At 64.0% G+C, this 23,391-nt stretch carries 16 protein-coding genes, 1 tRNA gene and 2 pseudogenes; 8 read left to right on the top strand and 11 right to left on the bottom strand.

Annotation, left to right across the window (positions count from 1 at the left end; genetic code table 11):
• Positions 1–6 precede the first annotated feature (6 nt).
• Positions 7–1,332 carry a hypothetical protein gene (locus PMI04_RS19060; RefSeq protein ID WP_007710460.1) on the bottom strand — a complete coding sequence of 442 codons (1,326 nt, stop codon included), beginning with the start codon at positions 1,330–1,332 and terminating at the stop codon, positions 7–9.
• A gap of 109 nt (positions 1,333–1,441) precedes the next feature.
• Here PMI04_RS19060 and queF point away from each other — a divergent pair, with 109 nt between their 5' ends.
• The 3 genes from queF to PMI04_RS19045 all read left to right on the top strand — a co-directional run bounded on the left by queF (position 1,442) and on the right by PMI04_RS19045 (position 5,182).
• Positions 1,442–1,894, top strand: a complete 453-nt coding sequence (queF, locus tag PMI04_RS19055; RefSeq protein ID WP_007710462.1) for a preQ(1) synthase — start codon at positions 1,442–1,444, stop codon at positions 1,892–1,894.
• 182 nt (positions 1,895–2,076) lie between these two features.
• Positions 2,077–4,725 carry a M1 family metallopeptidase gene (locus PMI04_RS19050; RefSeq protein ID WP_007710464.1) on the top strand — a complete coding sequence of 883 codons (2,649 nt, stop codon included), beginning with the start codon at positions 2,077–2,079 and terminating at the stop codon, positions 4,723–4,725.
• A gap of 49 nt (positions 4,726–4,774) precedes the next feature.
• On the top strand, positions 4,775–5,182 hold the full coding sequence (locus tag PMI04_RS19045) for an NUDIX domain-containing protein (protein WP_007710466.1): 408 nt from the start codon (positions 4,775–4,777) through the stop codon (positions 5,180–5,182).
• Positions 5,183–5,219: 37 nt separating this feature from the next.
• Here PMI04_RS19045 and PMI04_RS19040 read toward each other — a convergent pair whose 3' ends face one another.
• From PMI04_RS19040 to hspQ, 6 genes are all read right to left on the bottom strand, one after another.
• Positions 5,220–6,293: a phytase gene (locus PMI04_RS19040; protein WP_007710468.1), complete on the bottom strand. Its 1,074-nt coding sequence runs from the start codon at positions 6,291–6,293 to the stop codon at positions 5,220–5,222.
• 8 nt (positions 6,294–6,301) lie between these two features.
• Entirely contained in the window at positions 6,302–7,702 is a 1,401-nt protein-coding gene (locus PMI04_RS19035) for a metallophosphoesterase family protein (RefSeq protein WP_007710470.1), read from the bottom strand.
• A gap of 75 nt (positions 7,703–7,777) precedes the next feature.
• On the bottom strand, positions 7,778–10,582 hold the full coding sequence (locus tag PMI04_RS19030; protein ID WP_007710472.1) for a TonB-dependent receptor: 2,805 nt from the start codon (positions 10,580–10,582) through the stop codon (positions 7,778–7,780).
• A 142-nt stretch (positions 10,583–10,724) separates the two neighbouring features.
• Positions 10,725–12,689: an oligopeptide transporter, OPT family gene (locus tag PMI04_RS19025; protein ID WP_007710477.1), complete on the bottom strand. Its 1,965-nt coding sequence runs from the start codon at positions 12,687–12,689 to the stop codon at positions 10,725–10,727.
• Between the two features lie 90 nt (positions 12,690–12,779).
• Positions 12,780–13,556 carry a GDSL-type esterase/lipase family protein gene (locus PMI04_RS19020; RefSeq protein WP_037486511.1) on the bottom strand — a complete coding sequence of 259 codons (777 nt, stop codon included), beginning with the start codon at positions 13,554–13,556 and terminating at the stop codon, positions 12,780–12,782.
• Positions 13,513–13,884, bottom strand: a complete 372-nt coding sequence (gene hspQ, locus PMI04_RS19015; protein ID WP_007710481.1) for a heat shock protein HspQ — start codon at positions 13,882–13,884, stop codon at positions 13,513–13,515. Before hspQ ends, PMI04_RS19020 begins: the two co-directional genes overlap by 44 nt.
• A 135-nt stretch (positions 13,885–14,019) precedes the next feature.
• On the opposite strand from hspQ, the gene PMI04_RS19010 reads away from it, so the two are divergent.
• Positions 14,020–14,109, top strand: a tRNA-Ser gene (locus PMI04_RS19010).
• Between the two features lie 107 nt (positions 14,110–14,216).
• Here PMI04_RS19010 and PMI04_RS19005 read toward each other — a convergent pair.
• The 4 genes and pseudogenes from PMI04_RS19005 to PMI04_RS18990 all read right to left on the bottom strand — a co-directional run bounded on the left by PMI04_RS19005 (position 14,217) and on the right by PMI04_RS18990 (position 18,488).
• The gene (locus PMI04_RS19005; protein ID WP_157178122.1) at positions 14,217–14,888 is read right to left on the bottom strand and encodes a hypothetical protein; all 672 of its coding nucleotides are present in this window, start codon (positions 14,886–14,888) and stop codon (positions 14,217–14,219) included.
• A 32-nt stretch (positions 14,889–14,920) separates the two neighbouring features.
• On the bottom strand, positions 14,921–15,931 hold the full coding sequence (locus PMI04_RS19000; RefSeq protein WP_007710488.1) for a DUF1311 domain-containing protein: 1,011 nt from the start codon (positions 15,929–15,931) through the stop codon (positions 14,921–14,923).
• A gap of 360 nt (positions 15,932–16,291) precedes the next feature.
• Positions 16,292–16,872, bottom strand: a pseudogene (locus tag PMI04_RS18995) (response regulator).
• On the bottom strand, positions 16,869–18,488 hold the full coding sequence (locus PMI04_RS18990; RefSeq protein WP_007710492.1) for an ATP-binding protein: 1,620 nt from the start codon (positions 18,486–18,488) through the stop codon (positions 16,869–16,871). Before PMI04_RS18990 ends, PMI04_RS18995 begins: the two are co-directional and overlap by 4 nt.
• Positions 18,489–18,712: 224 nt before the next feature.
• Here PMI04_RS18990 and PMI04_RS18985 point away from each other — a divergent pair, with 224 nt between their 5' ends.
• From PMI04_RS18985 to PMI04_RS18970, 4 genes and pseudogenes are all read left to right on the top strand, one after another.
• The gene (locus tag PMI04_RS18985) at positions 18,713–19,294 is read left to right on the top strand and encodes an ANTAR domain-containing protein (RefSeq protein ID WP_007710493.1); all 582 of its coding nucleotides are present in this window, start codon (positions 18,713–18,715) and stop codon (positions 19,292–19,294) included.
• Positions 19,291–20,504, top strand: a pseudogene (locus PMI04_RS18980) (CmpA/NrtA family ABC transporter substrate-binding protein). The gene PMI04_RS18985 and the pseudogene PMI04_RS18980 overlap by 4 nt, the downstream one beginning before the upstream one ends.
• A gap of 214 nt (positions 20,505–20,718) precedes the next feature.
• Positions 20,719–21,966 carry a nitrate/nitrite transporter gene (locus PMI04_RS18975; RefSeq protein ID WP_007710497.1) on the top strand — a complete coding sequence of 416 codons (1,248 nt, stop codon included), beginning with the start codon at positions 20,719–20,721 and terminating at the stop codon, positions 21,964–21,966.
• Positions 21,967–22,040: 74 nt separating this feature from the next.
• Complete coding sequence (locus PMI04_RS18970; protein WP_007710499.1) at positions 22,041–23,246, top strand: hypothetical protein; 1,206 nt, start codon at positions 22,041–22,043, stop codon at positions 23,244–23,246.
• Positions 23,247–23,391: the final 145 nt, after the last annotated feature.

Genomic DNA, 23,391 nt, shown 5'->3' with positions numbered 1-23,391 from the left:
AGCGGTTCAAGTCGGCTGCACTTCGGCGGCGGCACGGGCGGCGGGGCGGCGATATTGACGCGGCCCTTCATCCAGGCGGAAGGGGGCCAGTCGGTCGGCCGGTGGGTCCTTGTCCTGCCCGACAATGAAGGCTCGGCCGGTGCGGCCGGCGCCAAGCGGGGTGTCGTCGGCGTCGGCCCAGCGATAATGGGCGTCAAAGGCTGCGATCGGGATCAGCAGCGACCGGCCGCTCATCTCGACTGGCTGGATCTGCTCGGTTCCCAGGCGCAGCTCGCTGGCGATGCGCAACGTCTCGCCTGCCGGCAGCGACACCACCGAATGCAAGGGCAGGCCGGTTTCGCCGGCGAAGAAATGGCGCAGCAATTCTTCCTGTTGCGCTCCGGCATTCCCCAATATGCCGCGCACCAATATGTCCTGTGCCACGCGGTTGCCGCGATTGTGCAGCACCAGCGTATAGCCGATCGTGACGCCCATCAGCGAATAACGGGCCAGGCCGATGTCCAGCGCCAAGTCGATCCAGGGGCGATCGCCGTCGTCTGTGACGGCCAGGGGTGCGTCCGGGGTGGGCGCTGCGGCCGGCGGCGCCGGTGGGGCAGGCGCGGGCATCGGTTCGGGACGCGGCTGGGCCGGCGCGGGCGGTGTCTCTGCCGCCGTCGCGGTGGGAATGGGGGCCGGAAGCGGTGCCGGCTCGGGTAGAGGCGCCGCTTGTCCGCGACGACGGCGCAGCAGCAGGCCGCCGGCGATCACCGCAATCGCCGCGATCGCGGCAAGGATCCAGGGCCAGCTCAGCCCCTCCGATTCTGGAACGGGTGCGGCCTCCGGGGCGACGGCGGTACCGTTATCGACCGGAACCGGTTCTGGGGCGGGCAGTGCGGCCGGCGGCGGTTGCACGGCATTGGCGGCATTGTCGGGTTCGGGCGCGGCGGCAATCGGCGGCGGGCTGGGCTCTGTCGGCGTCGTCACGCGCGCGGCGGGCCTGTCGGCCGGCTTTGGCGCAGGCGTCGATCGCTCCGCGGCTGGCGTTTCCGTGCGGGCCGGTGTCTGGCGCTGGGGCGCGGGCGTTGCGGCTGGCGGCCGCTGGATCGGCGCCGGTGCACGCTGTGCCGGGGTCACCGTCGGCGCGACGATCGGCGGCAGTGACGGGGTCGGCGTGGGCGTTGGCGTCGGGGTGCTGCGGAACACATCCAGTTCAGGCCCCTGACGGCGCGGGTCATCGGCCGGCGGCGGCGGCGCGGCGCGCTGCAGATTGACGACCGGATCGCTGCCGGTGGCTTGTTGTGCCAGCGCGGGCGTGACTGCCAGCAGCGGCAGGGCGGAAAGGAACAGACGCATAGACCCCATGGCCCTGCCAAGGCAGAAATTTTGCTGAATGCCAGATGAACGGATGGCCTTGCGCGCCGGACCGATGACAAATTGCGTGTAATCGACTACATGCGCCCTCATGACCGATACCCCGCTCCATCTCGGCCGCGCCAGCACCCTGCCGCAGCGGCCCGAGGACGCCGTCCTCGACTATGTCCCCAATCCCCGTCCGGGCAAGCCCTATCTGGTGCGCTTCACCGCGCCCGAATTCACCTCGCTCTGCCCGGTGACCGGCCAGCCCGACTTCGCCCATCTGGTGATCGACTATGCGCCTGGCGCGACGATCGTCGAATCCAAGGCGCTCAAGCTGTTCCTGGGCAGCTTCCGGAACCATGCCGGCTTCCATGAGGATTGCACCGTTGGCATCGGCGAGCGGCTGTTTGCCGAAATGCAGCCGATCTGGCTGCGCATCGGCGGCTATTGGTATCCGCGCGGCGGCATCCCGATCGACGTCTTCTGGCAATCGGGCGAACCGCCCGCCGGCATGTGGCTGCCGCCGCAGGACGTGCCGGGCTATCGCGGCCGCGGCTGAAGCCTGAAAGGGGGAGGTTCGCCTCCCTCGTTGTTGGACGAACGCATAACAGGCTTCGACCAACGACATTCTCTTGCGGATAGTTCACTTGACCCCTGGGGGGAAAGGGTCGATCCGGTTTGCATGTTGCGCGTGACTATGTCTCATTGCGCCATCCAAGCCGTATCGGAGTTCCTTCCCCTATGCCCTTGTCGAAAATTCTGCCGTTCCTGATGGCGGCCGCGCCGCTGGCGATCGCCGCGCCCGCGCTGGCCCAGACCGCACCTGCCGGCCCCGCCGCCGGCGTCACCACCCAGCTGCCCCGTGGTGCAGCGCCCAGCCATTATGCGATCGAAGTGACGCCCGATGCGGCGAACCTCAAATTCACCGGCAAGGTGACGATCGACGTCACTGTCGCCACGGCCATGCCGGCGCTGGTGCTCAACGCGGCCGACCTGACCGTCTCCAGCGTCACCCTGACCCCGGCCAAGGGCAAGGCGATCACCGGCACGGCCAAGGTGGATGCCGACGCCCAGACCGTCAGCCTCGACTTCGGCAAGCCGGTCCAGCCGGGCAGCTACAAGCTGACCATGGTCTATGCCGGCATCATCAACCAGCAGGCGAACGGCCTGTTCGCGCTCGACTATACGGACAATGCCGGCGCCGCGAAGCGCGCGCTTTTCACCCAGTTCGAGGCGCCCGACGCCCGCCGCTTCGTGCCGAGCTTCGACGAGCCGAGCTACAAGGCGACGTTCGATCTCTCCGCCGTGGTCCCGGCGGACCAGCTGGCGGTCGGCAACATGCCGGTCAAGGCGACCAAGGACATCGGCGGCGGCAAGAAGCTGGTGACCTTCGGCACCAGCCCCAAAATGTCCTCCTACCTGCTCTTCTTCGGCCTGGGCGAACTGGACCGCGCGACCAAGATGGCGGGCAATACCGAAGTCGGCGTCATCACCGGCCGGGGCAATACTGGCAAGGCGCAACTGGCGCTTGATGCGTCGGCGGCGATCCTGCCTTATTATAACGACTATTTCGGCGTGCCCTTCCCGTTGCCCAAGCTCGACAATGTCGCGGGTCCGGGCCAGAGCCAGTTCTTCAGCGCGATGGAGAATTGGGGTGCGATCTTCACCTTCGAACGCACCCTGCTGGTCGATCCGCGCTTCACCTCCGAAGAGACCAAGCGCGCCATCTATGAAGTGGCCGCGCATGAAATGGCGCACCAATGGTTCGGCGATCTCGTCACCATGGCCTGGTGGGACGATCTGTGGCTGAACGAAGGTTTCGCCAGCTGGATGGCGACCAAGGTCACCGACAAGCTGAACCCGGAATGGGAAGCCCTGCTGTCGCGCGTCGATGGCCGCGAGCGGGCGATGAGCCTCGACGCGCTCAAGACCACCCACCCGGTCGTGCAGAAGATCACCACCGTCGATCAGGTGAACCAGGCCTTCGACGCCATCACCTATCAGAAGGGCGAGGCGGTCATCACCATGCTCGAAGGCTATGCCGGCGAGGATGCGTGGAAGGCGGGCATCCAGTCCTACATGAAGAGCCACGCTTACGGGAACACAGTCACCGACGATCTGTGGAAGGCGGTGGAGGGCGCGGGCGCCAAGGGGCTGGTCAGCATCGCGCATGATTTCACCAGCCAGCCGGGCATCCCGCTGGTCAAGGTGGAGAGCGCCCAGTGCCAGGGCGGCAACACCATCCTGACGCTGAGCCAGGGCGAGTTCAGCCGCGACGCCAAGGACAAGACCCCGCTCAAGTGGAACGTGCCGGTCAAGGCGCAGGTGCAGGCCGGCGAGGCGCAGCGCCTGATCCTGCAGGGCAATGGCCAGATCACGCTGCCGGGCTGTGGCGCCTATGTCATCAATGCGGGCCAGACCGGCTATTATCGCTCGCTCTATCCCGCCGCCAATATCCAGGCGCTGGCCAAGGGCTTCAGCCAGCTGTCCAGCATGGACCAGACCGGCCTGATGGCGGACAATTTCCAGCTGGCGCTGGGTGGTTATCAGCCGATCGGCCTGGCGCTCGATCTGGTCGACGCGGTGCCGGTCAATGGCAGCCCGGCCGTGCTGGCCGAAGTGCCCGGCTATTTGAAGAGCAGCTATGACATGCTGGAGGGCGATGCCGCCGCCCAGGCGAAGGTCGCCGCCTATGCCTCGACCAAGCTGACCCCGGCGCTGACGGCCATCGGCTATGATGCCAAGGCCGGCGAAGGGCCGCAGGTGCCGGTGCTGCGCACCAGCCTGGTCTCGACGCTGGGCAGCATGGGCGACAAGGGCGTGGTGACCGAAGCGAACAAGCGCTTCGCTGCGCTGGCGACCAACCCGGCCGCGCTCGACGGACCGCTGCGCAATGTCTGGCTGGGCATCATCGCCCAGAATGCCGATCAGGCGACCTGGGACAAGCTGCGCGTCATGGCCAAGGGCGCGCAGAGCGACCTGGAGAAGAGCACGCTCTACGCGCTGCTCGGCAAGGCGAAGGACGAGAAGCTGGGCCAGCAGGCCTTGGATCTTGCCCTGACCGACGAGCCGGGCAAGACCACCAGCGCGGCGATCATTGGCCAGGTGGGCGTCGCCCATCCGATGCTGGCGGTCGACTATGTGCTGGCCCACAAGGCGCAATATGAGGCGCTGATCGACGTGTCGGCGCGTAGCCAGGCGCTGGCCCGTCTGGGCGGCGGATCGGCCGACCCGGCGATGGTGACCAAGCTGGACGCCTATGCGACCCAGTATCTGACGCCGGAATCGCGCAAGGTGGTCGACCGTTCGATCGCCGCGATCAAGACTAGGATCGAGACGCGCAGCCGCCTCAAGACGCCGACCGCGGCTTGGTTCGCGGCGAAGAAATAAGGACATGGGGCGGCGGAGCGATCCGCCGCCCTTCTCTCATGGGGGAAGCATGATCCAGACGGAGCCGCGGGTCGGATGCGGCGCGGCGATCCTGCGCGATGGCAAGTTGCTGCTGGTGCAGCGACGGCGGGAACCGGAAGCGGGACATTGGGGCCTGCCGGGCGGCAAGGTCGACCTGCTGGAAACCATGGCCGCCGCCACCGAGCGCGAGATTTTCGAGGAACTGGGGCTGACGATCAGGGCGCGTGAATTGCTGTGCCTGACCGACCAGATCGATGCGGAGCGCGGCACGCACTGGGTGGCGCCGGTCTATCTGGTCGAGGATGCGCAGGGCGAACCGGTGGTGAAGGAGCCCGACGCGCTGGCGGGCTGCGGCTGGTTCGCGCTGGATGCGCTGCCGCAGCCGCTGACCCTGTCGACACGGGCGGCGCTGACCGCCTTGCGGGCGCGACAATAAGGAGGGGCGGCATCGCGGCCGCCCTTTCCGGTTTCGGTCAGTTCGGCAGGTTCAATGCCTTGGCGATATCGTCCCAGGCAACCAGTTTGAAATTCTGTGCGGCCGCTGCGTTATGGCCATCCTGCGCGATGAACAACCCGCCGGGATAGGCCGGGCCGAAATCGCCCAGCATCAGCTCGATGCCGTCGGTTTCCTCCGACCCGCCGATGGCGCCGTCGACAATACGGAAGCGGCCGACATAGCTGTCGTCGGACATGCGATAGGCGACATAGGCATTGTCACCCTGGCTGGAGACGAGGACATAGCCGTCCTTTGCGCCGATCGGGGCGATGGCGACGCCCTCGGCATCCATCACCAGATTCTTGCCGTCGGCCGCCGCGATCTTCGTGGGCGCGGTGGCGCCGGTCGCGCGCGCGTCGAAGCGCCACAGGCCGACATCTTCCTCCGCGACATAAAGGATGCCGGTGCGGTCATCCACGGCGCAGCCTTCCGACTGGGTGCCAAGCTTCATACTGCGGACGATCCTGCCGGTCGGCGCCGCGCCGGAGGCATCGAGCGCGACCTGGTTGATCGTGCCATCCTTCAGCACGATGAAGGCGTAGGTCGCCTCCGGCGCCTTGTACATGCAGATGCCATAGGCCTCGCCCTTGCCGGCATCGACCTTGCCCAGGGCTGTCAACTTCGCTGTCACGCTATCGAGGCGGAACAGCGCGAGCTTGGCGTTGGCAACGTCATTGCGGTCGGATGCGACCACCAGGATGCCCGGCTGGCCATTGATCGTCACGCCATCGCGCAGGTCGACATTGTTGACCCGGCCGGCGTCCAGGAAATCGCGCGTCTTGCCGTCCAGGCCATAGATATAGAGGCCGGCCTTCTTGTCGGTGCCGACGATCAGGCTCGCGGCCGGATTGGCGGTATTGCGCCAGATCGCCGGATCGTCCGCCGCATCGGCATTGGGCGTGCCGACCGGGGTGGTTTCACCGCGTGCGGTGACATTTACGGCCGGGGTCGCATTGGCGATGCGGACGGCGACCGGCACTTCCTTTTCCGCGGTGGTGCAGGCGGCCAGTGCAAGCAGGCTGGTGAAGGATAGAGCGAAGGGTTTGATCATGATCGTCCTCACTTGCCGCGCGCAACGCATTTGCCGCCGTCGGGACCAATGTTGCCGGTGCAGGTGCGCACCGCGATGGTGGGTTCGCTGGTGTCGGTCAGGTGATTGCCGTCCGCCCGCTTCTCCAGATCGAAGCCGTCATAGAGCTTGCCCGACGCGGTATAGGTGCGGAATTTGAGACGATCGCCATCCACGTCCACGATCTGATATAGTTCGGTCGCTTCGGCGGTCTTGTCCGGCTGGGTGCGGGCCCGGTCATTGAGGCCATACATTTTGGAGCCGGTGACCGAGACGAGATAGACCGGCCCCTGGATCGCGCCATTGGCCCGCGCCTGCGCCGATGCCTCGCGGCCCGCTTCGGACGTCAGGCGGCTGTAGCAATGGTCATGGCCCTGCAGCACCAGATCGACCTTGCGCTTGTCGAAGACCGGCTTCCATGCGGCCTTCACCTCGGATGTGTCCTGCGGCCGGGCGCAGGTGAAGACGGGCTGGTGGAACAGCACGACATTCCATTTCGCCTTGCTGGACGCGAGGGTGGCATCGAGCCACTTCGTCTGCTGCGCCATAGTCCCGAGGTCGATCGCCGACGTGCCGTCGAGGATGATGAAACGAACCCCCTGATAATCGACAAAATAGGTGGTCCTGAGGCCCGGCACGCCATTGTCGGGCAGCGCGAATTGCAGCGGGAAATAGGGGCCGAGCGTGCGGCTTTCGCTGCCGTCGGGCTTCACCACATCGACATATTCATGATTGCCGGTCGCGGGCAGTTGCGGGACGATCGACCAGTTATAGCTGCCGGCCTGGTTGAACTCGCCCCATTCGTCGTCATGGTCGAGGTCGTCGCGCTGGGCCGCAAGATCGCCGGCATGGGCGACCAGTTCGATCCCGCCATTGGCGTGGAAGGCCTGGCGGATGACACGGCTGGCATAGGTCAGGATGCCGTTCTGGATGTCACCCAGATAGAGGAAGCGGAAGGGTTTGGCCTCAGCCGCCGCCGTGCGAAATTGCAGCCATTCGCTCCAGCCCGCGCTGCCCTTCAAGCGATAGGCATAGACGGTATCGGGTGTCAGATTGTCGAAGCGGATCTGGTGATAAAGGGCCGGGCCATTGGCGCTGTCCTTGGCCGTGCCGGCAGGGCCGGTCACTGTCCTTGCCTTCTCCTCCAGCGTCGGACCGTCGACCGATATCGCGATCTGCGCTTCACTGGCGCTCTGGGCTGCATCGGTGCGATAGGCGACCGCCATGCCATGGGCTGGATCGGCGGCGGGCGTCAGCATGATCCGGTCGGGCAGGGTGCGGGCTGCATAGGGCGTGCCGGCCGAACGCGGCACGGGCGGCTGAGGGGCGGGCTGGGCCATTGATGGCGCGGCTGATGCCAGCAGCAGGGTGGTAATGAACAGTCGGGACATGATCGTCCTTTCCGAAAAACAGGACTTGCCGGCCGCGTAGGGACACGGCCGGCAAGCGGGGGAAATCGAACAGGATCAGAAGCTGGCGGAGATGCCGAACTTCACGGTCCAGTTATATTCCTCATATTGCAGCAGGCGACGGCTGCCCTCGAAATTCTGGTAGGCGAAATATTTGGCGTTGTTGACGTTCACCCAGTCGGCGAACAGGCGGACGCCCGGCAGGATCTTGTACTTCGCGCTCAGGTCGAGCTGGAAATGATTGTCGACCATGCGATCGGTGTCCGGACCATCGCCGACCTCGTCCAGATATTTGCTGCGATAGGTGCCGGCGGCGCGCAGCGAGATCGGACCCTTTTCATAGCCCAGCACCATGTTGGCAGTATGCTTCGATGCGTTGGGTAGGCCGATGCGACGGGTATAGGCATTGTCGTCGCCGTCATAGCTGGTGATCTTACCGTCGGCGTCGGTGTAGGTGTAGTTGAGGTTCACCAGCAGGCCGTCGAACGGCGCCGGCAGGAAGCTCATCACCTGGCTGTAGGACAGTTCGACGCCCTTCACCTTGGCGGTGTCGCCGTTCACATAATAGACGGCTTCGCTGTAATCGATGCCGTTATAGGTGCCGTCGTCGAAATCGCGAATCTGGGCGGTATAGTCCTTGATCGTCTTGTAGAAGATGCCGGCGCTCAATGCGCCATTGCTGGCGAAATACCATTCGGCCGACGCGTCGAAGTTCCAGGCGCGATAGGGCTTGAGGTCCGGATTGCCGAATTCCGCCGCATAATCCTCGTCCAGGATGAAGCGCGGCGCCATCTGCGACAGCTTGGGACGGACCAAGCTCTTATAGCCCGCCGCGCGGAACACCATGCCCTCGCTCGGCTCGAAACGGGCGGTCAGGCTGGGCAGCCAGTCGGTATAATGTTTGGTGAAGACATTGGGGGTCGAGACGACGCCGGTCGCCTCGCCATCCTCGTCCAGCGCATATTCGGTCATGTTGCCGCGCAGCACATTGCGGGTCTGCTCCATGCGGACGCCACCGATGATGCGCAGCGTGCTGCTGTCCCAGCGACCGAGCAGATAGGTGGCCAGGATATCCTCCTTGGCGCTATAGTCCTGCGCGGCCGATTCATAGGCGCTGGTGATCGGATCGAGTTCAAATTCGCCGATATTATCGTAGAAATAGTCGGTTGCCGCGCCCTTGGCCGGCACCGGGCCGAGATTGGCGAGGCGATAGGTCTGCGGCCCCAGCACATCGGCCAGGTCCAGGTCGCCGTCGTCATAATAGTTCATGTTGAAATTATAGCTCTTCTGGCGCCAGCGGGCTTTCATGCCGGCCTGCACGGTGAAGGTGCCGCCATCCATGGCAAAGCTGCGCGCCAGATCGCCCTTCAGCGCATATTCGCGGTCGCGCGAGTCCGACAGCGCGGTCTGTTCGACGCGGTTGAAGCTGTACTGGTCGGGATCGTTGAACAGGTCGGCACCGCTGGTCACGTCAAAGGTCGGGACGCGCGGATCGGCATAGTTGAAGTTCACGTCGACGCCGTCACCGTCGAAGCGGGCGCGCCAGCGGATGGGGTCGATCGACCCATTTTCCCGCTCGGTCGATTCCGACCAGCTACCCGAATAGGTCAGCTTCCACGGGCCGGTTTCGGTGGTGCCGCCCAGCACAATCGATTTGATGCGCTGGCGCTCGAAACGATCCTTGAGGTCGCGGCGCACTTCGATGCGGCCGTCTTCGTCGGTGAAGAAGGCGTTGTCGGCATCGCCTGACGCTGGCTCTTCATCCATGACGAAGGTCAGGCGGCGGCGATATTCCTGGTCGTCGAACTGGTTGTAGATGCCGCGCGCATAGAGCTTGGTCGTGTCGGTGGGCATCCAGTCGAAGTTGAGCGTGGCTCCCATGCGCTTGCGGGTGACGTCATAGTCGCGATATTCCAGCGTCTCGGCATAGGCGATGTCGTCGTCGCCCCCGGTGGTCCAGTCCGCCGCCTCGATATTGTCGGTCTCGAACTTGCGCTTGTAATAGCTGAAGCCGCCCGAGATGCCGAAGCGGTCGGTCAGGCGGGTCGAGAAGTCGAAGCTGCCCTTGGGTGTCACCGCATCGGCATAATCGTTATAGCTGCCTTCCAGCTTGACCGAATAAAGGTCCTTCTTGCGGTCGAAAGCGCTGGTGGTGTTGATCTCGATCGAGGCGCCGATGGTGTCGGCGTCCATGTCGGGCGTCAGCGACTTCTTCACTTCGATCGATTCGATCAGTTCCGACGGCACAACGTCAAGCGCGACCGAGCGGACGTCGGATTCGGGTGCGGGCAGGCGGGCACCGTTGACCGACGAGGAATTGAGTTCGGGGTCGAGACCGCGGACCGAGACGAAGCGGCCTTCGCCCTGGTCGTTCATCACGTTGATGCCGGGCAGGCGGCGCAGCGATTCGGCGACATTCTGATCGGGGAACTGGCCGATGGCGTCACGGGTCAGGACGCTTTCGACACCGTCGGCGGCGCGCTGGCGCGACAGGGCGGATGCCTGGTTTGCAACCTGGCCGACGACGATGATCGATGCGTCGACATTGGAACCGATGCGGATGTCGGCATCGACGTCACCGGTCTGGGGCACGACGACGGTGGTGCGGACCGGATCGGCGCCGGTGTAGCGCGCCTCGATCGTGTAGGTGCCCGGCGCGACGTCAGGGAAGCGATAGGAACCGTCACGGCCGGCTTCGGCGATGCGGCCATTTTCGACGATGCGCAGCTGGGTCGACTGCAGCGCGCGGGTGCCGGTGCCGTCCGACACGGTACCGCTGATGGTGCCGGCCAGGGCGGCGGCCGGTGTCGCGATGGCAAGGGCGATGGCTACGCGGCTCGCGCCACGGACAAGACGGTTCATAGTGGAATCTCCCTGTTATCGGCGGGGAGATCAGCGACGTGTCACTGGCCCCGTCCGGTTGAGGGGGCCAGTGGCGGCGTTTCCTTACAAGGTGATGCCATTTTCGTGACAGTTCGATGAAACAGGCATTTGTTGCACTCTATTACAGCGGCGCGGTCGCCCAGCGGCGCAGTCGGGCATAGAGGGCCGCGATCACGCCGGCGAAGACCAGCACCGACAGCGGCACCGTCCAGTGGCTTTCGCCGACCAGCGCCAGCGGTGCATCGCTGTCGGTCGAGGCGACGATACCGGCAAAGGCAACGCCGAACAGGCTTTCGCCGACGATGAAGCCGGTCGCCATCAGCACGCCCATGCGCTCGGCAAATTCCGGATTCGCCTGGCGCAGCGACCAGCGATTGTAGAAATGGCCGATCACCGCGCCGACCGGGATCAGCAGGGTGAGCGCCATCGGCAGGTAGATGCCCATGCCAACCGCGAGCGGAGGCAGGCGCAGCTTGCCGGCCTTGCCCAGCAGTTCGTCGATGGCGACCACGACCACGCCGATGCCGGCGCCGAAGCCGATCAGCCCCCAGTCGAGATCTCCGCCCAGCACGCCCTTTGCCAATGCCGAGATCAATGCCGCCTGCGGCGCGGGCAAGGCATTGGGGCCGGCGCCCGGCGCACCGGCAAAGCCGAAGGCGCTATTGAGCAGATCGAGCACCGGCGGAATGACCAGAGCGCCGAACAGTACGCCGAGTATCAGCGCGATCTGCTGCTTCCAGGGGGTGGCGCCGACCAGCTGACCGGTCTTGAGATCCTGGAGATTATCGTTCGAGATCGTGGCGACGCCGAACACGATGGCGGTGGTGAACAGCGCATAGGCGATCAGCGCCTGACTTTGTTCCGGGTTGCCGCCCGATCCGTAGATGGCGGCCAGGATCAACGAGGCACCCAGCACGGCGAGGATGCCGACGCCGGAGATCGGGCTGTTCGATGCCCCGATCAGGCCCGCCATATAACCGCAGACCGAAGCGATGACGATGCCGGCGACCAGGATATAGGCCAGGGTCAGGGCGATGATCGGCACCGGGTTGGCGGCGATCGGACCACCCTGAGCAAACACCCACAGCAGGATCGCGATCGGGACCAACGAAGCAAGGATGGTACCAAAGACGATGCCGATGGGCAGATCGCGTTCGGTCAGCTCCAGCAGGCCGCCGTCGCCCGATTTACGGATTTTTGCGGCCGCCATGGCGGAACGGATGCCGCTGATGATCGGGCCGAGGATCTTGAGCAGGGTCCAGATCGCGGCGATGCCGATCGTGCCTGCGCCGATGAAGCGCGCCTTCATGCGGAAGGTGGTGCCGACCAGGTCGGCAAGGTCTACGCCGGTGGGCAGCGGGCTGGTGAGATAGGGGACGATACCGACCCAACTGATCAGCAAGCCGACGAACATCGCGACGCCGACGGAAATGCCGACCAGATGGCCGACGCCGATCAGGGCCATAGAGAAGCTGGTCGAGACCGAGCTGGCGCCGGCGCCCAATTTGAAGAAGGTGGCAGCCTCCTCGGCCAGGAGCTTGGTCTTGGCGATGATCGAGAAGCCAGCGGCGGCGAGCGAACTCATGACGATGGCGGCTAGCCCCCGCTTATTCTCTTCCAGGCCCTCCCGCGAACCCGCGCCAACCTTGAGCACTTCGGCAGCCGCAACGCCTTCGGGATAGGGGAGGTCGGAGCCGGTGACGAGCGCGCGGCGCAGTGGCACCGAATACATCACGCCCAATATGCCGCCCAGTGCGATGGTGAAGGCGCTCAGCCAATAGGGGAAGCCCTGCCACCAGCCGATTATGACCAGGCCCGGCAGCACGAAGATGATCGCCGACAGCGTACCGGCGGCCGAGGCAATGGTCTGGACGATATTATTTTCCAGGATCGTGCCGGTCGCGAACAGGCGCAGCACCGCCATGGAGATGACCGCGGCGGGGATCGATGTGGCGAAGGTCAGGCCGATCTTGAGGCCCAGATAGACGTTGGCGGCGGTGAACAGCAGGGTGATGAGCGCGCCCAGGATGACGCCGCGTAGCGTCAGCTCCGCCATCGGCACGGCCTTGGCCGAATCGGTTGTCACTGCTCTTTTCCCTTCGCCAGTCGATCAATCAAGCGGCCGGTAATAATGTTGCGGGCGATTGGATCAATCTTAAACTGGCCGACAGGACGGTCAGGAATCGCGGCCAATGCTGGCATCGGCCAGCACGGCGCGATCGAGATAGGTGTCGACCAACTGCGTCCAGCGCGCATAACCGCGTGGATTCATGTGCAAACCGTCGGCACGGAACAGGGAGGCATCGGGCAGGCCGTCCGCCGCCAGCAGCGGGCGACTGACGTCGAGATAATCGAATTTCATGGTCTTGCCGCGGGCAGCCACGGTCATGTTGACGGCCGCCATCTTGGGCCAGAGCGTCCAGCGGATCGGGCTGGGCTTGAGCGAGAGATAGGCGATATGCGCCTTGGGATAGTCGGCGCGCAACTGGCGCAGCAGGGTCAGCACATCGCCTGCGACCTTGTCCGGGGTGGCGCCGGCGGCCAGGTCATTCTCGCCGACATAGACGATGATCGAGCGTGGCTTGGCCTTGGGCAGCAGCCGCTTGTAATAATGGAGCACGTCGGGCGTGGTCGCGCCGCCAAAGCCGCGATTGACCGTGCCGATATCGCTGAAGCTGTTTTTGATGTCCCACAGGCGGATGCTGGAACTACCCAGGAACAAGGTGGCGTCGGCGACGGGGGGACTGGCGGCTTCAGCCTGGGCAAAGGCGGCGATCTCGTTGGAGAAGGGAAAGGTCGGATCGGCATTGGGGGCTGCAACCTTGTCCTCCATCACTGGCGGTCCGGCGTACAGCGGCCCAGCTGTGACGAGCAACAGGGCAGCGACCAGCGCCGCCCGATTGCGTCGTTCAGTGGCGGTGGCGCGGGCGCAGCTGATATTTGCCATCCGCATAATCGCCGAACAGGCCGATGATGGCCGGGTGGTCGACCGGTTCCTCGCTGTCGTCAGCCACCAGATTCTGCTGGCTGACATAGGCGACGTAGCTGTTCTCGCCATTTTCGGCGAGCAGGTGGTAGAAAGGCTGCTCCTTATCAGGCCTGGCATGTTCGGGAATCGATTCATACCACTCGTCGCTATTGGCGAAGACCGGGTCGATATCGAACACCACGCCGCGGAAGCCGAAGCTGCGATGCTTGAGCACATCGCCGATGCTGAAGCGGGCATGGACAATCGATGGGGCGGCAATGCCGGTGCCAATATTCTGAATCGTGACTTTCATGTGACTAATTTAGGGGCGCGACGCAGGGAGACAAGAAAAATACCGGATAGGCGGCTTGGCAAGCCAGGAATCATTCGCTAATGGCCGCCCCTCGACCCGATCGGTGCAGCATTTTCGATGCTTCCGGTCTTCTGCGGAGAGGTGGCAGAGTGGTCGAATGCACCGCACTCGAAATGCGGCGTGCCCGTGAGGGTACCGAGGGTTCGAATCCCTCCCTCTCCGCCAATATTTCCATGATAATATGCGATAAAGGGCTTTATCCCTGACTCTCGGATGATGGCCGGTAAATCGTTACTCCAGTGGTGGGCACCAGATTTCTAGCCTGCCCGGGATCAGTAGGGACGGAAGGTGCCGAGTTCCTTCCTGGCCAGTTCGGCGGCGCGCACGCGTTCCTGCTCGGCTTTGAGCTGTACCAGTCGTTGCTTCTCCGCCTGTGCCACTTGCCGGGCATGTCGTTCCGCCTGCAGTCGCGCCGTCTTGGCTGCCGGCAGTTCCAGTGTCGCGATTTCGACTTTCCCGCCCGAAGCGGCAAGGCGGATGAAGGCATCACGATCCACTGGCCGGAGTTCGCCGTTGCCGGATGAAGCAAATTGTTCGTAGCAGGCCGTCTCCACATTCTGGCCGGCATCGTTCATCGTCCGGCAGGGGAAATTGTCCCTGAGCGAGCGGCTCGCCAATGCCTGGCAGAAGTTCAGGATTCCCGATATCCGTTGATCGCTCGCCTTGACGCCTGCGCCGATCAGATCCTCAATCCGCTTGTTCTTGGCTGATAGCGCGGCATCGACACATGAGCGGGTATCCATGGGAACGCCGTCCCAACTGCTCCTGACCTTGGCCTGCGAAGCGCCCTGGACGAGTGCGCCGAGCAGCCCGATCAAGGAGTCGGAGGGGGCGGGGGCAGCCCATGCGGATCTCGGCGTGCAGGTCAAAAGCAACATTGCCAGCATGGCTGACAGCTCAACGTGTAGAAATCTGTTTCGATACATGGGAGCCTCGAAATTCATGAAGCCCGGCAGGGCGGTCCAGCACCTGGCTGTCACTGCGGCAGATATTGTTTCAACCAGTCGATGCGGGACGTATTCGCTGCCGTGTCGCAGCGCAGGCGCGCCGTGTCCTGTTCCACCTGATCCAGTGACGCGGATGCGGCGTCGATGCTGCAATTGGCATCCTTGGCCTTGATCCACGCGCGTTGCAGCGGCAGGATTTCCGCCCGGCGGGAAACATCGATCGCGTTCCATGCGGCAGTTATGCCTTGCGTGGACAATTTGTTGTCGGCGGCCGCCTGGTCGTGGGCGGATTGCTCCTGGGCAGGATTTTGTTCCTCCGCAGCGGCAGTGGGATCGGCTGCGGGCGCCGTTGCCTGATCGTCAGCGGCGGATGGCTCGGTTGTTTCGGCAGAAGCACGATATTCCTGCGGAACATCCGTGATGCCGGCGCCCTTCATCGCTTCGCCGATCTTGCCCATGTCCTTGGCGGCGCAGGATCGATACATGATCGATCGTTCCATCTTGAATTCCGCATCCACCACGGACAGCTTGCGAACGCACACCGATCCGCGAAAACCATCCAGCGGATTGACGATGTTGAGCTGTGCTTCCAGCAGGGTAGCAGGCAGGGTGCGCCCCTTGCTGGCCGCCTGGCCGCTCCACAAGGTGGTGATTGCAATGTCGCCGTCAACGGTCGCGCCTATGACGGCGCCCTGATCATCCTTGGCCATGGTGGTCGCTGCCATGCCCCAGATGGCGCAGGCATCCTGTTGTTCTGCGGTCATGTCTCCTAGCAACAGGCCACCGCCCGGGTTATCGGACAAGCCGCATGTCGTCGCGACGATCGATCGCGCGAGTCCGCCGGTTGCGGCGGCCGCCATGATTGGCGCATTGGTGAAATCGTCAGAAGCATCCTTTGAGAAGGCGCGTGACAGGGATTCCCTGAAGGACCGGATCGCTGTGTCCGCCTCGTGCGTCGGTTCGGCAACATTGCCCGATGGTGCCTGGCAACCCGTCATGAGACAGGCAGCAGCCATCAGCCAGGAAGATTTGGGCACCATTCATACCTCGTTGCTGTTGTTGCGCGGACGACCGGGGCGCGGACCTGAAATTCGCCGAAGGATTGTCCGGTTGCGCTGCACCGGTCGCATGAGCGATGCTGTCAGGTCGATCCGGGAAATATCCGGTCTTCCAAAAGGTTAACGCGTCTTCTGGCGTCGTGTCGGGGGCATGCTGCCCGTGCGATCTGGCCAAAGGGTGGCGCGTTGGGATTGCTCGCCTTGGCGGCTGGGCGGAAATGCCGGGCGGCGCGGGTCGCAGAACGCCGCCCGGTGCCGCGCCTTTCGGACGCGGCAGATACGCTGTCCCCAAGCTGGGACCGGTCGGGTATCCGGGAAATTCCCGGAAAGGAGGCGCCGGTGTCAGTTGTTCAGCGCGATCAGCTGCGCCAGGCCGTTCACGCCGGTCTTGGCCATCACCGACGCGCGATGGTCTTCGACAGTCTTGGGGCTGAGGCCCAGGATGGCGGCAATCACCTTGTTGCTGTGTCCCTGGATAAGGAGTTCAAAGACTTGCCGCTCCCTTGGGGTGAGTGCAGCCGTCCGGGACAATTGGCGCCGTCGGTTGCGCGACCAGCCGACACCTTCTGCCACCGCCGCCAGCAGGCGTTCTTCATCGATTGGCTTTTCCAGATAATCCAGGCCGCCATAGCGCCGCACCGAATCCACGGCATTGGCGGTGGTGGGCCAGGCTGTCATGAAGATGATCGCAGCCGACGGATCCAGTGCTCGCACCCTGTCCGCGAAGGCGAATCCGTCCAGGTCGCCCATCATGACATCGGTCACGATGCAGTCGGCCGGGCCGTGGCATAGACATCAAGCAGCAGAATTGGATCGAGAAAGGGTTCAGCGCCGAAGCCGTGGCGCTGCAGCAGGCGTGCGACGCTGGCTCCCAGGTCGCGATCATCGTCCACGATATAGATGCGCGATGATGTGTCCGTCATGCCAGCTCTCCGGTCATCGGCAGGGCAATGCACGCCCTGACCTCGCCATGCGTCGATATGGTCCGCGATAATGTCCCGCCATGGGCCTCGACGATGGCGCGGGCGACCAGCGTGCCAACGCCCATCCCCGCCTTGGGCAGGATATCTGCCGAAAGGCGGTTTGCTATGATGATCTGCACCCGGTTGCCGGACCGGGCGACACTGAGCCGTACCTGCCCGTCGCCCGCAGCCTGTATGGCGTTGCGGATCAGGTTCATCACGGCCTGCGCCAATTCGACTTCCTGGGCCAGAACGACGAAGTCGGGATCGACCGGATCGACCTTCATCGTGACGCCCTCGCTCCTCGCCTCGGGTGCTGCGAGCGATATGACGCTTTCCACCAGGGCAGATAGGGGTAGTGGTGTGAGCTCATCGACCGCCCGTCCGCCATAGCGGCGCAGTCGTCGTACGAGATGGGAAAGAGCCGCAGCCTTGCGGTCGATCAGGGCGACGCTCTCCGCAATTTCCCGATCCGAGTGGCCGATTATCTCATGCAAATGCTTTGCCTCGATCGCCAGAGTCGAAAGCGGTTGGCTGATTTCATGGATCACCGCGACCGACATCGCCCGCAGCGTCTTCAACCGTTCGGCCTGGAACAGCATGCGGTCGCGCCGCTCGACATCGATGCGTGCCTGCCGCTGGGCATCGGCGAACGACCCGGCCAGATAGCCGACCACGACGATGGTGGCGAGGCCCAGATGCAATTGCAGCCTGTCGGCTGTGCTCATGTCCTGCGCCGTATGCGGCAGCATGAGACCAGTCATGATCGCCAGCGATATCCAGGCTGCTGCCCGCCCGAAACGCAGCCCGATCCAGGCGACGGCGAGGATGGCTGGCATGGGCTGGGCGCCCAGGCCGATACGGCGCAGCGCATCCGTGATCATGATGCCGGCGAACAAGAGGATCATGCTCTCCGCAAACGCGGGCCAGCGGATATCGATCTCCTCCCATCGTTTTGGACGGGAGCGTCGCGCCATGAGTTCGGCGATCCAGAGAATCGGCGGGGCGACAATGAGCACGCCGAGCAAATCGCCCACCGCAAACGCCGACAACGAGGTGATGACGTCCTGCATGTTCTGCACGCGGGTGATGTCTGGCCGTCCGAGAGACTCCGGCAACGCCACAAGGGATGTGACATTGGGAGCAGCCACTGCTGCCAGACTGAACGGCATGGGCGGGATCAGCACGCTGGCTCTGGACCCGCTCGCAAGCCACCGGATAGCCGCGACCGTCGCGCCATAGGCCAGAACTGGGCGTACGATCCCGATCAGGATAATCGGCCAGTCCGACGATTCCCTTGGGAAGGTGCCCTTGGCGATATTGACCATGATTTCGATGATGGCGATGGCCGGTGTGAGTTGAGCTCCGGCATACCACAGCAGGGCCAGGCGCAGGCCGGCGGCGGGGTACCATAAGGAATAAAAACCGGTGCCTCCCCAAGCGGAAGCGATCCAGTGTGCGGCGGCGAACCCGATCGCATAGACACCGAGCAGCCACAGTTGACGCCGATCCGGGATCAGGCACCAGAGAGAGGACTGCGGCGGTGGAACGGAAACGGGAATGGCATGGCTCGTCATCGCTTGCCTTGTGGCAACAGCGGCTATTTGATCAAAGCCGGAAAATACCCGGAATGGCGGTTTGCCTGCGTCGCCTGCTGACAATGGTGGCGGGATAGCCATGATGGCGTGTCGGACAGGCCGCACTCCGCCCTACGCCCACGCGGTTTCCCGACGGTGCGGCGTTGACCTGGGCTGGAAGCTTGGTCATGCCGCGTCATCCTCGGCGTGGTGGACATGAACGGATGCGAATCGTCATCATTGATGACAGTGGATTGCGGGCGACCGTCCTCGAGGAGGGGCTGCGCGAGGCGGGATATGACGATATTCATATTGTCCCGCCGCGCGGCGCCTTCGTCGCGCGCCTCGAACGCATGGCGCCCGATGTCGTCCTGATGGACCTGGGCAGCCCGAGCCGCGATACACTGGAGGAGATGCTGACTGTCAGTCGCGCGCTTGCGCGGCCGATTGCCATGTTCGTCGATCAGTCGGACGAAGCGATGATCGGCGCGGCAATCGACGCCGGAATATCCGCCTATGTTGTCGATGGCCTGCGCAAGGAACGGGTGAAGCCGGTACTGGAACTGGCCGTGCGCAGGTTCAATGCCTTTGCGAAGATACAGGCCGAGTTGGAGGAAGCGCGTACCGCGCTGTCGGACCGCAAGGTCATCGATCGCGCCAAGTCGATCCTCATGAACCAGCGAGGGCTGACGGAACAGGATGCCTATGCGCTGCTGCGGTCGAGCGCGATGAATCAGGGCAAGAAGATCGTGGACATGGCGCAGGCGCTGATCACCGCCAGCGACCTGCTGGGAGGAGCCTTATGACGACAGCGCTGCGGATAGCCTTCCTGCCCTTGACCGATGTCGCGGTGCTCGCGATCGCCCGGGATAAGGGCTTTGCCGAGGAGGAAGGGCTGGCGCTTGATCTGGTGCGCACCACCAGTTGGGCGACGCTGCGGGATCGGCTGGTCTATGGCCAGGTTCAGGCCGCGCAGATGCTGGCACCGCTGGCGGTCGCGGTGACGCTGGGGCTTAGCCAGCAGCCGGCCGCGCTGGCCGCGCCATACAAGCTCAACGTCAATGGCAATATGCTGGTGATGGCACCGGATTTCGCCGGGCACTGGAACCCGATATCGCCCGGCGGCTGGCCGATCCTCTGGGCACGGCCCATGATTTCGCGATGGCGATTGGGTTGTGGTGGCGCAAGCCGGTGATTGGCGTCGTTCATCGGTTTTCCAGTCATGCGATCATGCTGCGCTACTGGCTGGCGAGTGCGGGTATCGATCCGGATCGCGACGTGGTGCTGCGTGTGCTGCCGCCCTCGCTGACGGTCGAGGCGATGCGGGGGGGCGAGATTGACGGCTTCATTGCCGGCGAGCCCTGGGGCAGCGCTGCGATCGAAGCGGGACTGGCCGAAACGGTCGCGGTCGGGGAACGCATCTGGCAGCGCGGCGTCGAAAAGGTCCTGGCCTTCCGCGAAAGCTGGCTGGAGGCCAATCCCGACAGCGTCGATCGTCTGCTGCGGGCGCTGGCGCGGGCCGCCGCCTGGTGTGACGATCCGGGGCATCATGCTGAGCTGGCGCAATGCCTGTCCGATCCCCGCTATGTCGATCAGCCCGCTGAGCTTATCCTGCGGGCGCTGTCTGGGCGGATCGTCGCACGTGCCGGAGGCGCGCCGATCGCCAATCCCGATTTCATGCTGTTCGGCCGTGAAGCCACGCCCTTTCCCTGGCGCAGTCAGGCGTTGTGGATTTATTCGCAACTGGTGCGCTGGAACATGGTCGATCATGATGTGGCGACGGCGGCAAAGGCGGCAGCCGTGTTCCGGCCTGACATTTTCCGTCGTGCGCTGGCCGATAGCGCGGTGCCGATGCCGGGCGCCAGCATGAAGCTCGAAGGTGCGCTAGATGGCCCATTGGCGGTGGGGTCGCGGCGCGGCGAGTTGACACTCGGGCCGGACCGTTTCTTCGACGGCCGCATTTTCGATCCGGAACGGATGGAGGATTTCCTCGCCGGCTTCGCGTCCTTGCGCTGAAAAGCCGCCGGAATTTGTGCCTTGCAACATGACGCGAATCGCGAGATAAGATAGCGATCGCGCGACGAGGCGCATCCATAGGAACGGGCTCTCCCAAGGTCGGGACCGCCCTTCCAATCCATATATCGCAGCAAAGCCGCTGACCGGACCATGCCTTAGTGCGTCCGGCCTGCGGCTTTTTTCATGTCCATTTCCATTGGTTGGGGGACGTCACATGGCTACTGCTTATTGGGATCGCGACAAGGATGGGGCTGCTTCGGCCACCGTCGCGACCAGCTTCTGGAAGGCCGGCCATGCGCCGACCCTGATTGCCGCTTTCCTCTATTTCGACCTGGCCTTCATGGTCTGGGTGCTGCTGGGGCCGTTGGCCCCCGCCATTTCCAAGACGCTTGCGCTGACGCCGGCGGAAAAGGGCCTTATGGTGGCAACGCCGACACTGGCCGGCGCTTTGCTGCGCGTGGTCAACGGACTGCTGGTCGACCGTATCGGGCCGAAGAAGTCGGGTGCGATCAGCCAGATCATCGTGATCGCCGGTCTGCTCAGCGCCTATCTGCTGGGCGTGAACAGCTTTGGCGGTACCCTTGCGTTGGGCGTGATCCTTGGCTTTGCCGGGGCGAGCTTCGCCATCGCGCTGCCGCTCGCCAGTCGCTGGTATCCGCCTGAACATCAGGGCAAGGCGATGGGGCTTGCCGGCATGGGCAATTCTGGGACCGTTCTTGCGTCGCTGTTCGCGCCGATGCTGGCAAAGCTGTTCGGCTGGAATGCGGTGCTGGGCCTGGCGTGCATCCCGCTGACGCTTGTCTTCCTTGCCTATATGATCATGGCCAAGGATGCGCCCAATGCCCCGCCGGCCAAGCGCCTGGTCGACTATTTCGAGCCGCTCAAGACAGCCGATGCCTGGTGGCTGATGGCCTTTTACGCCGTCACTTTCGGTGGCTTCGTCGGCTTGGCCGCCTCGCTGCCCATCTATTTCACCGACCAGTTCGGTCTGAGCCCGATCATCGCAGGCTATTGCACCGCCGGCTGTGTCTTCGCCGGATCGCTGGTTCGGCCAATGGGTGGTGCCCTTGCCGACCGGATCGGCGGGATCCGCACGCTGATGATCGTCTATATCGTCGCTGCCATTGCCCTTGCGGGCGTGTCGCAGGCGACAACGCTGGCAGGCGCACTTGGCCTGTTCATCCTCGCCATGCTGGCATTGGGGACCGGCAATGGGTCAGTCTTCCAGCTCGTGCCGCAGCGTTTCCAGGCTGAGATTGGGGTCATGACCGGGCTGGTGGGCATGGCCGGGGGGATCGGTGGTTTCTATCTTGCCAGTTCGCTGGGCATCGCCAGGCAATGGACCGGCAGCTTCGCACCCGGGTTCCTGATCTTTGCAGGCCTGGCTGGGCTGGCGCTGCTGGGGGTGGTGCTGGTCAAGGCCAAGTGGCGCGCCAACTGGACCAGCGGCGCCCGCATCTGAGCGGGGAAGGGCGCGGTGGCCACGCGGGGCTGCGCCCGTCATCCCAATTATCAGCGTCCGAGGGGGCGGTATCCATGAAATATCTTTTCGCAACGGCGGCCGGTCTGGCCGTCGCCGGGCCGGCCTGTGCCCAGCAGATCGTGCTGAAGCCGGTGGCGGAAGCCCGGCTGCGCTACGAGCATGTCGATCAGGATGGAATCGTCCAGCCGGCCGATGCGCTGACTGTCCGTGCCCGTGCCGGCCTGTCGGCCAGCAGCGGCGCATTGTCGGCAACGATCGTGGGCCAAGGGACACTGGCCGTGATCGACGATTATTATGATGGCCTGCACGGCACCCCGGCACGACCGCTGGTGGCTGACCCCCAAAATGTCGCACTCTATGTCGCCCAGATCCAATACCGGGCGAAGGCGGCGGTATTGACGGCGGGCCGGCAGAAAATTCTGCTCGATGACGAGCGCTTTGTCGGCAATGTCGGCTTTCGCGACAATGGCCAGACCTTTGATGCGGTACGAGCCGAACTGGTACCCGCCAAGGGGCTCAAGCTGGATCTCGCCTATGCCTGGAGCGTGCGGACGATCTGGGGCATGGATGGCGCCGGTGGACGGCAACAGGCGATTGGCGGCGCCAATCTCTTCGCCAATCTCTCCTATGCAACGCCGATCGGGACACTCACCGGCTTTGCCTATCTGGTCGATCAGGATGAGGCGGTGGTGCAGGGCTATCGCCTGTCGAGCCAGACCTATGGTGTGCGTATCGCGGGCACCCGCGCAGTGTCGAAAGAGGTCCGCCTCTCCTATCAACTCAGTTATGCGCGTCAGGCAGACTGGCACCGCAACCCCAATGATTATGGTGCGGATTATTGGCTGGCCGACGCGACGCTGGACCTTCGGGGGTGGAAGTTCAATGCCGGCTACGAAGTGCTGGGCGCCAATAATGGCACTGCTCTCACCAGTTTCCAGACGCCGCTCGGAACCAATTTCAAATTCCAGGGGTGGGCCGACAAGCTATTGACCACGCCTGCCAATGGCGTCCGCGACTTCTACGCGGGTGGCGGCTATGGCTGGAAGCGCCTGGGTCCGTTGTCGGCAGTCACTCTTGCTGCGACCTGGCACCGGTTCGACAGCGATCGGATGGGCCAGCATTATGGCGATGAATGGAATCTGCTTGCATCGGCGAGGGCTGGACGAACGGCTCTGTCGATTCGCTATGCGCATTATGAAGCCAGGGCGTTGGCCACGGATACAGAGAAATTATGGCTTCAGGCGGATTGGGCCATCTGATTGAAAAGCCATGGGAGGAATCGCTTGAGTGATCGGGCGATCCTCCTTATGCTGCACTGCAAGGGGCAAGGATGTCCCGCTCACATAGCTGCGGCGGTCCAGGGTAGGACCGGCAAGGCCCATATGATGGCAAAGCCGCCATCCT

Source organism: Sphingobium sp. AP49 (assembly GCF_000281715.2).
GTDB lineage: Bacteria > Pseudomonadota > Alphaproteobacteria > Sphingomonadales > Sphingomonadaceae > Sphingobium.
This window is presented reverse-complemented; position numbering and strand designations above follow the sequence as displayed.

Bases quoted from the DNA above. Each gene is read 5' to 3' on its own strand.
- PMI04_RS19060 (WP_007710460.1), bottom strand. From the start codon at position 1,332: ATGCGTCTGTTCCTTTCCGCCCTGCCGCTGCTGGCAGTCACGCCCGCG.
- queF (WP_007710462.1), top strand. From the start codon at position 1,442: ATGACCGATACCCCGCTCCATCTCGGCCGCGCCAGCACCCTGCCGCAG.
- PMI04_RS19050 (WP_007710464.1), top strand. From the start codon at position 2,077: ATGCCCTTGTCGAAAATTCTGCCGTTCCTGATGGCGGCCGCGCCGCTG.
- PMI04_RS19045 (WP_007710466.1), top strand. From the start codon at position 4,775: ATGATCCAGACGGAGCCGCGGGTCGGATGCGGCGCGGCGATCCTGCGC.
- PMI04_RS19040 (WP_007710468.1), bottom strand. From the start codon at position 6,293: ATGATCAAACCCTTCGCTCTATCCTTCACCAGCCTGCTTGCACTGGCC.
- PMI04_RS19035 (WP_007710470.1), bottom strand. From the start codon at position 7,702: ATGTCCCGACTGTTCATTACCACCCTGCTGCTGGCATCAGCCGCGCCA.
- PMI04_RS19030 (WP_007710472.1), bottom strand. From the start codon at position 10,582: ATGAACCGTCTTGTCCGTGGCGCGAGCCGCGTAGCCATCGCCCTTGCC.
- PMI04_RS19020 (WP_037486511.1), bottom strand. From the start codon at position 13,556: ATGCGGATGGCAAATATCAGCTGCGCCCGCGCCACCGCCACTGAACGA.
- hspQ (WP_007710481.1), bottom strand. From the start codon at position 13,884: ATGAAAGTCACGATTCAGAATATTGGCACCGGCATTGCCGCCCCATCG.
- PMI04_RS19005 (WP_157178122.1), bottom strand. From the start codon at position 14,888: ATGAATTTCGAGGCTCCCATGTATCGAAACAGATTTCTACACGTTGAG.
- PMI04_RS19000 (WP_007710488.1), bottom strand. From the start codon at position 15,931: ATGGTGCCCAAATCTTCCTGGCTGATGGCTGCTGCCTGTCTCATGACG.
- PMI04_RS18990 (WP_007710492.1), bottom strand. From the start codon at position 18,488: ATGACGAGCCATGCCATTCCCGTTTCCGTTCCACCGCCGCAGTCCTCT.
- PMI04_RS18985 (WP_007710493.1), top strand. From the start codon at position 18,713: ATGCGAATCGTCATCATTGATGACAGTGGATTGCGGGCGACCGTCCTC.
- PMI04_RS18975 (WP_007710497.1), top strand. From the start codon at position 20,719: ATGGCTACTGCTTATTGGGATCGCGACAAGGATGGGGCTGCTTCGGCC.
- PMI04_RS18970 (WP_007710499.1), top strand. From the start codon at position 22,041: ATGAAATATCTTTTCGCAACGGCGGCCGGTCTGGCCGTCGCCGGGCCG.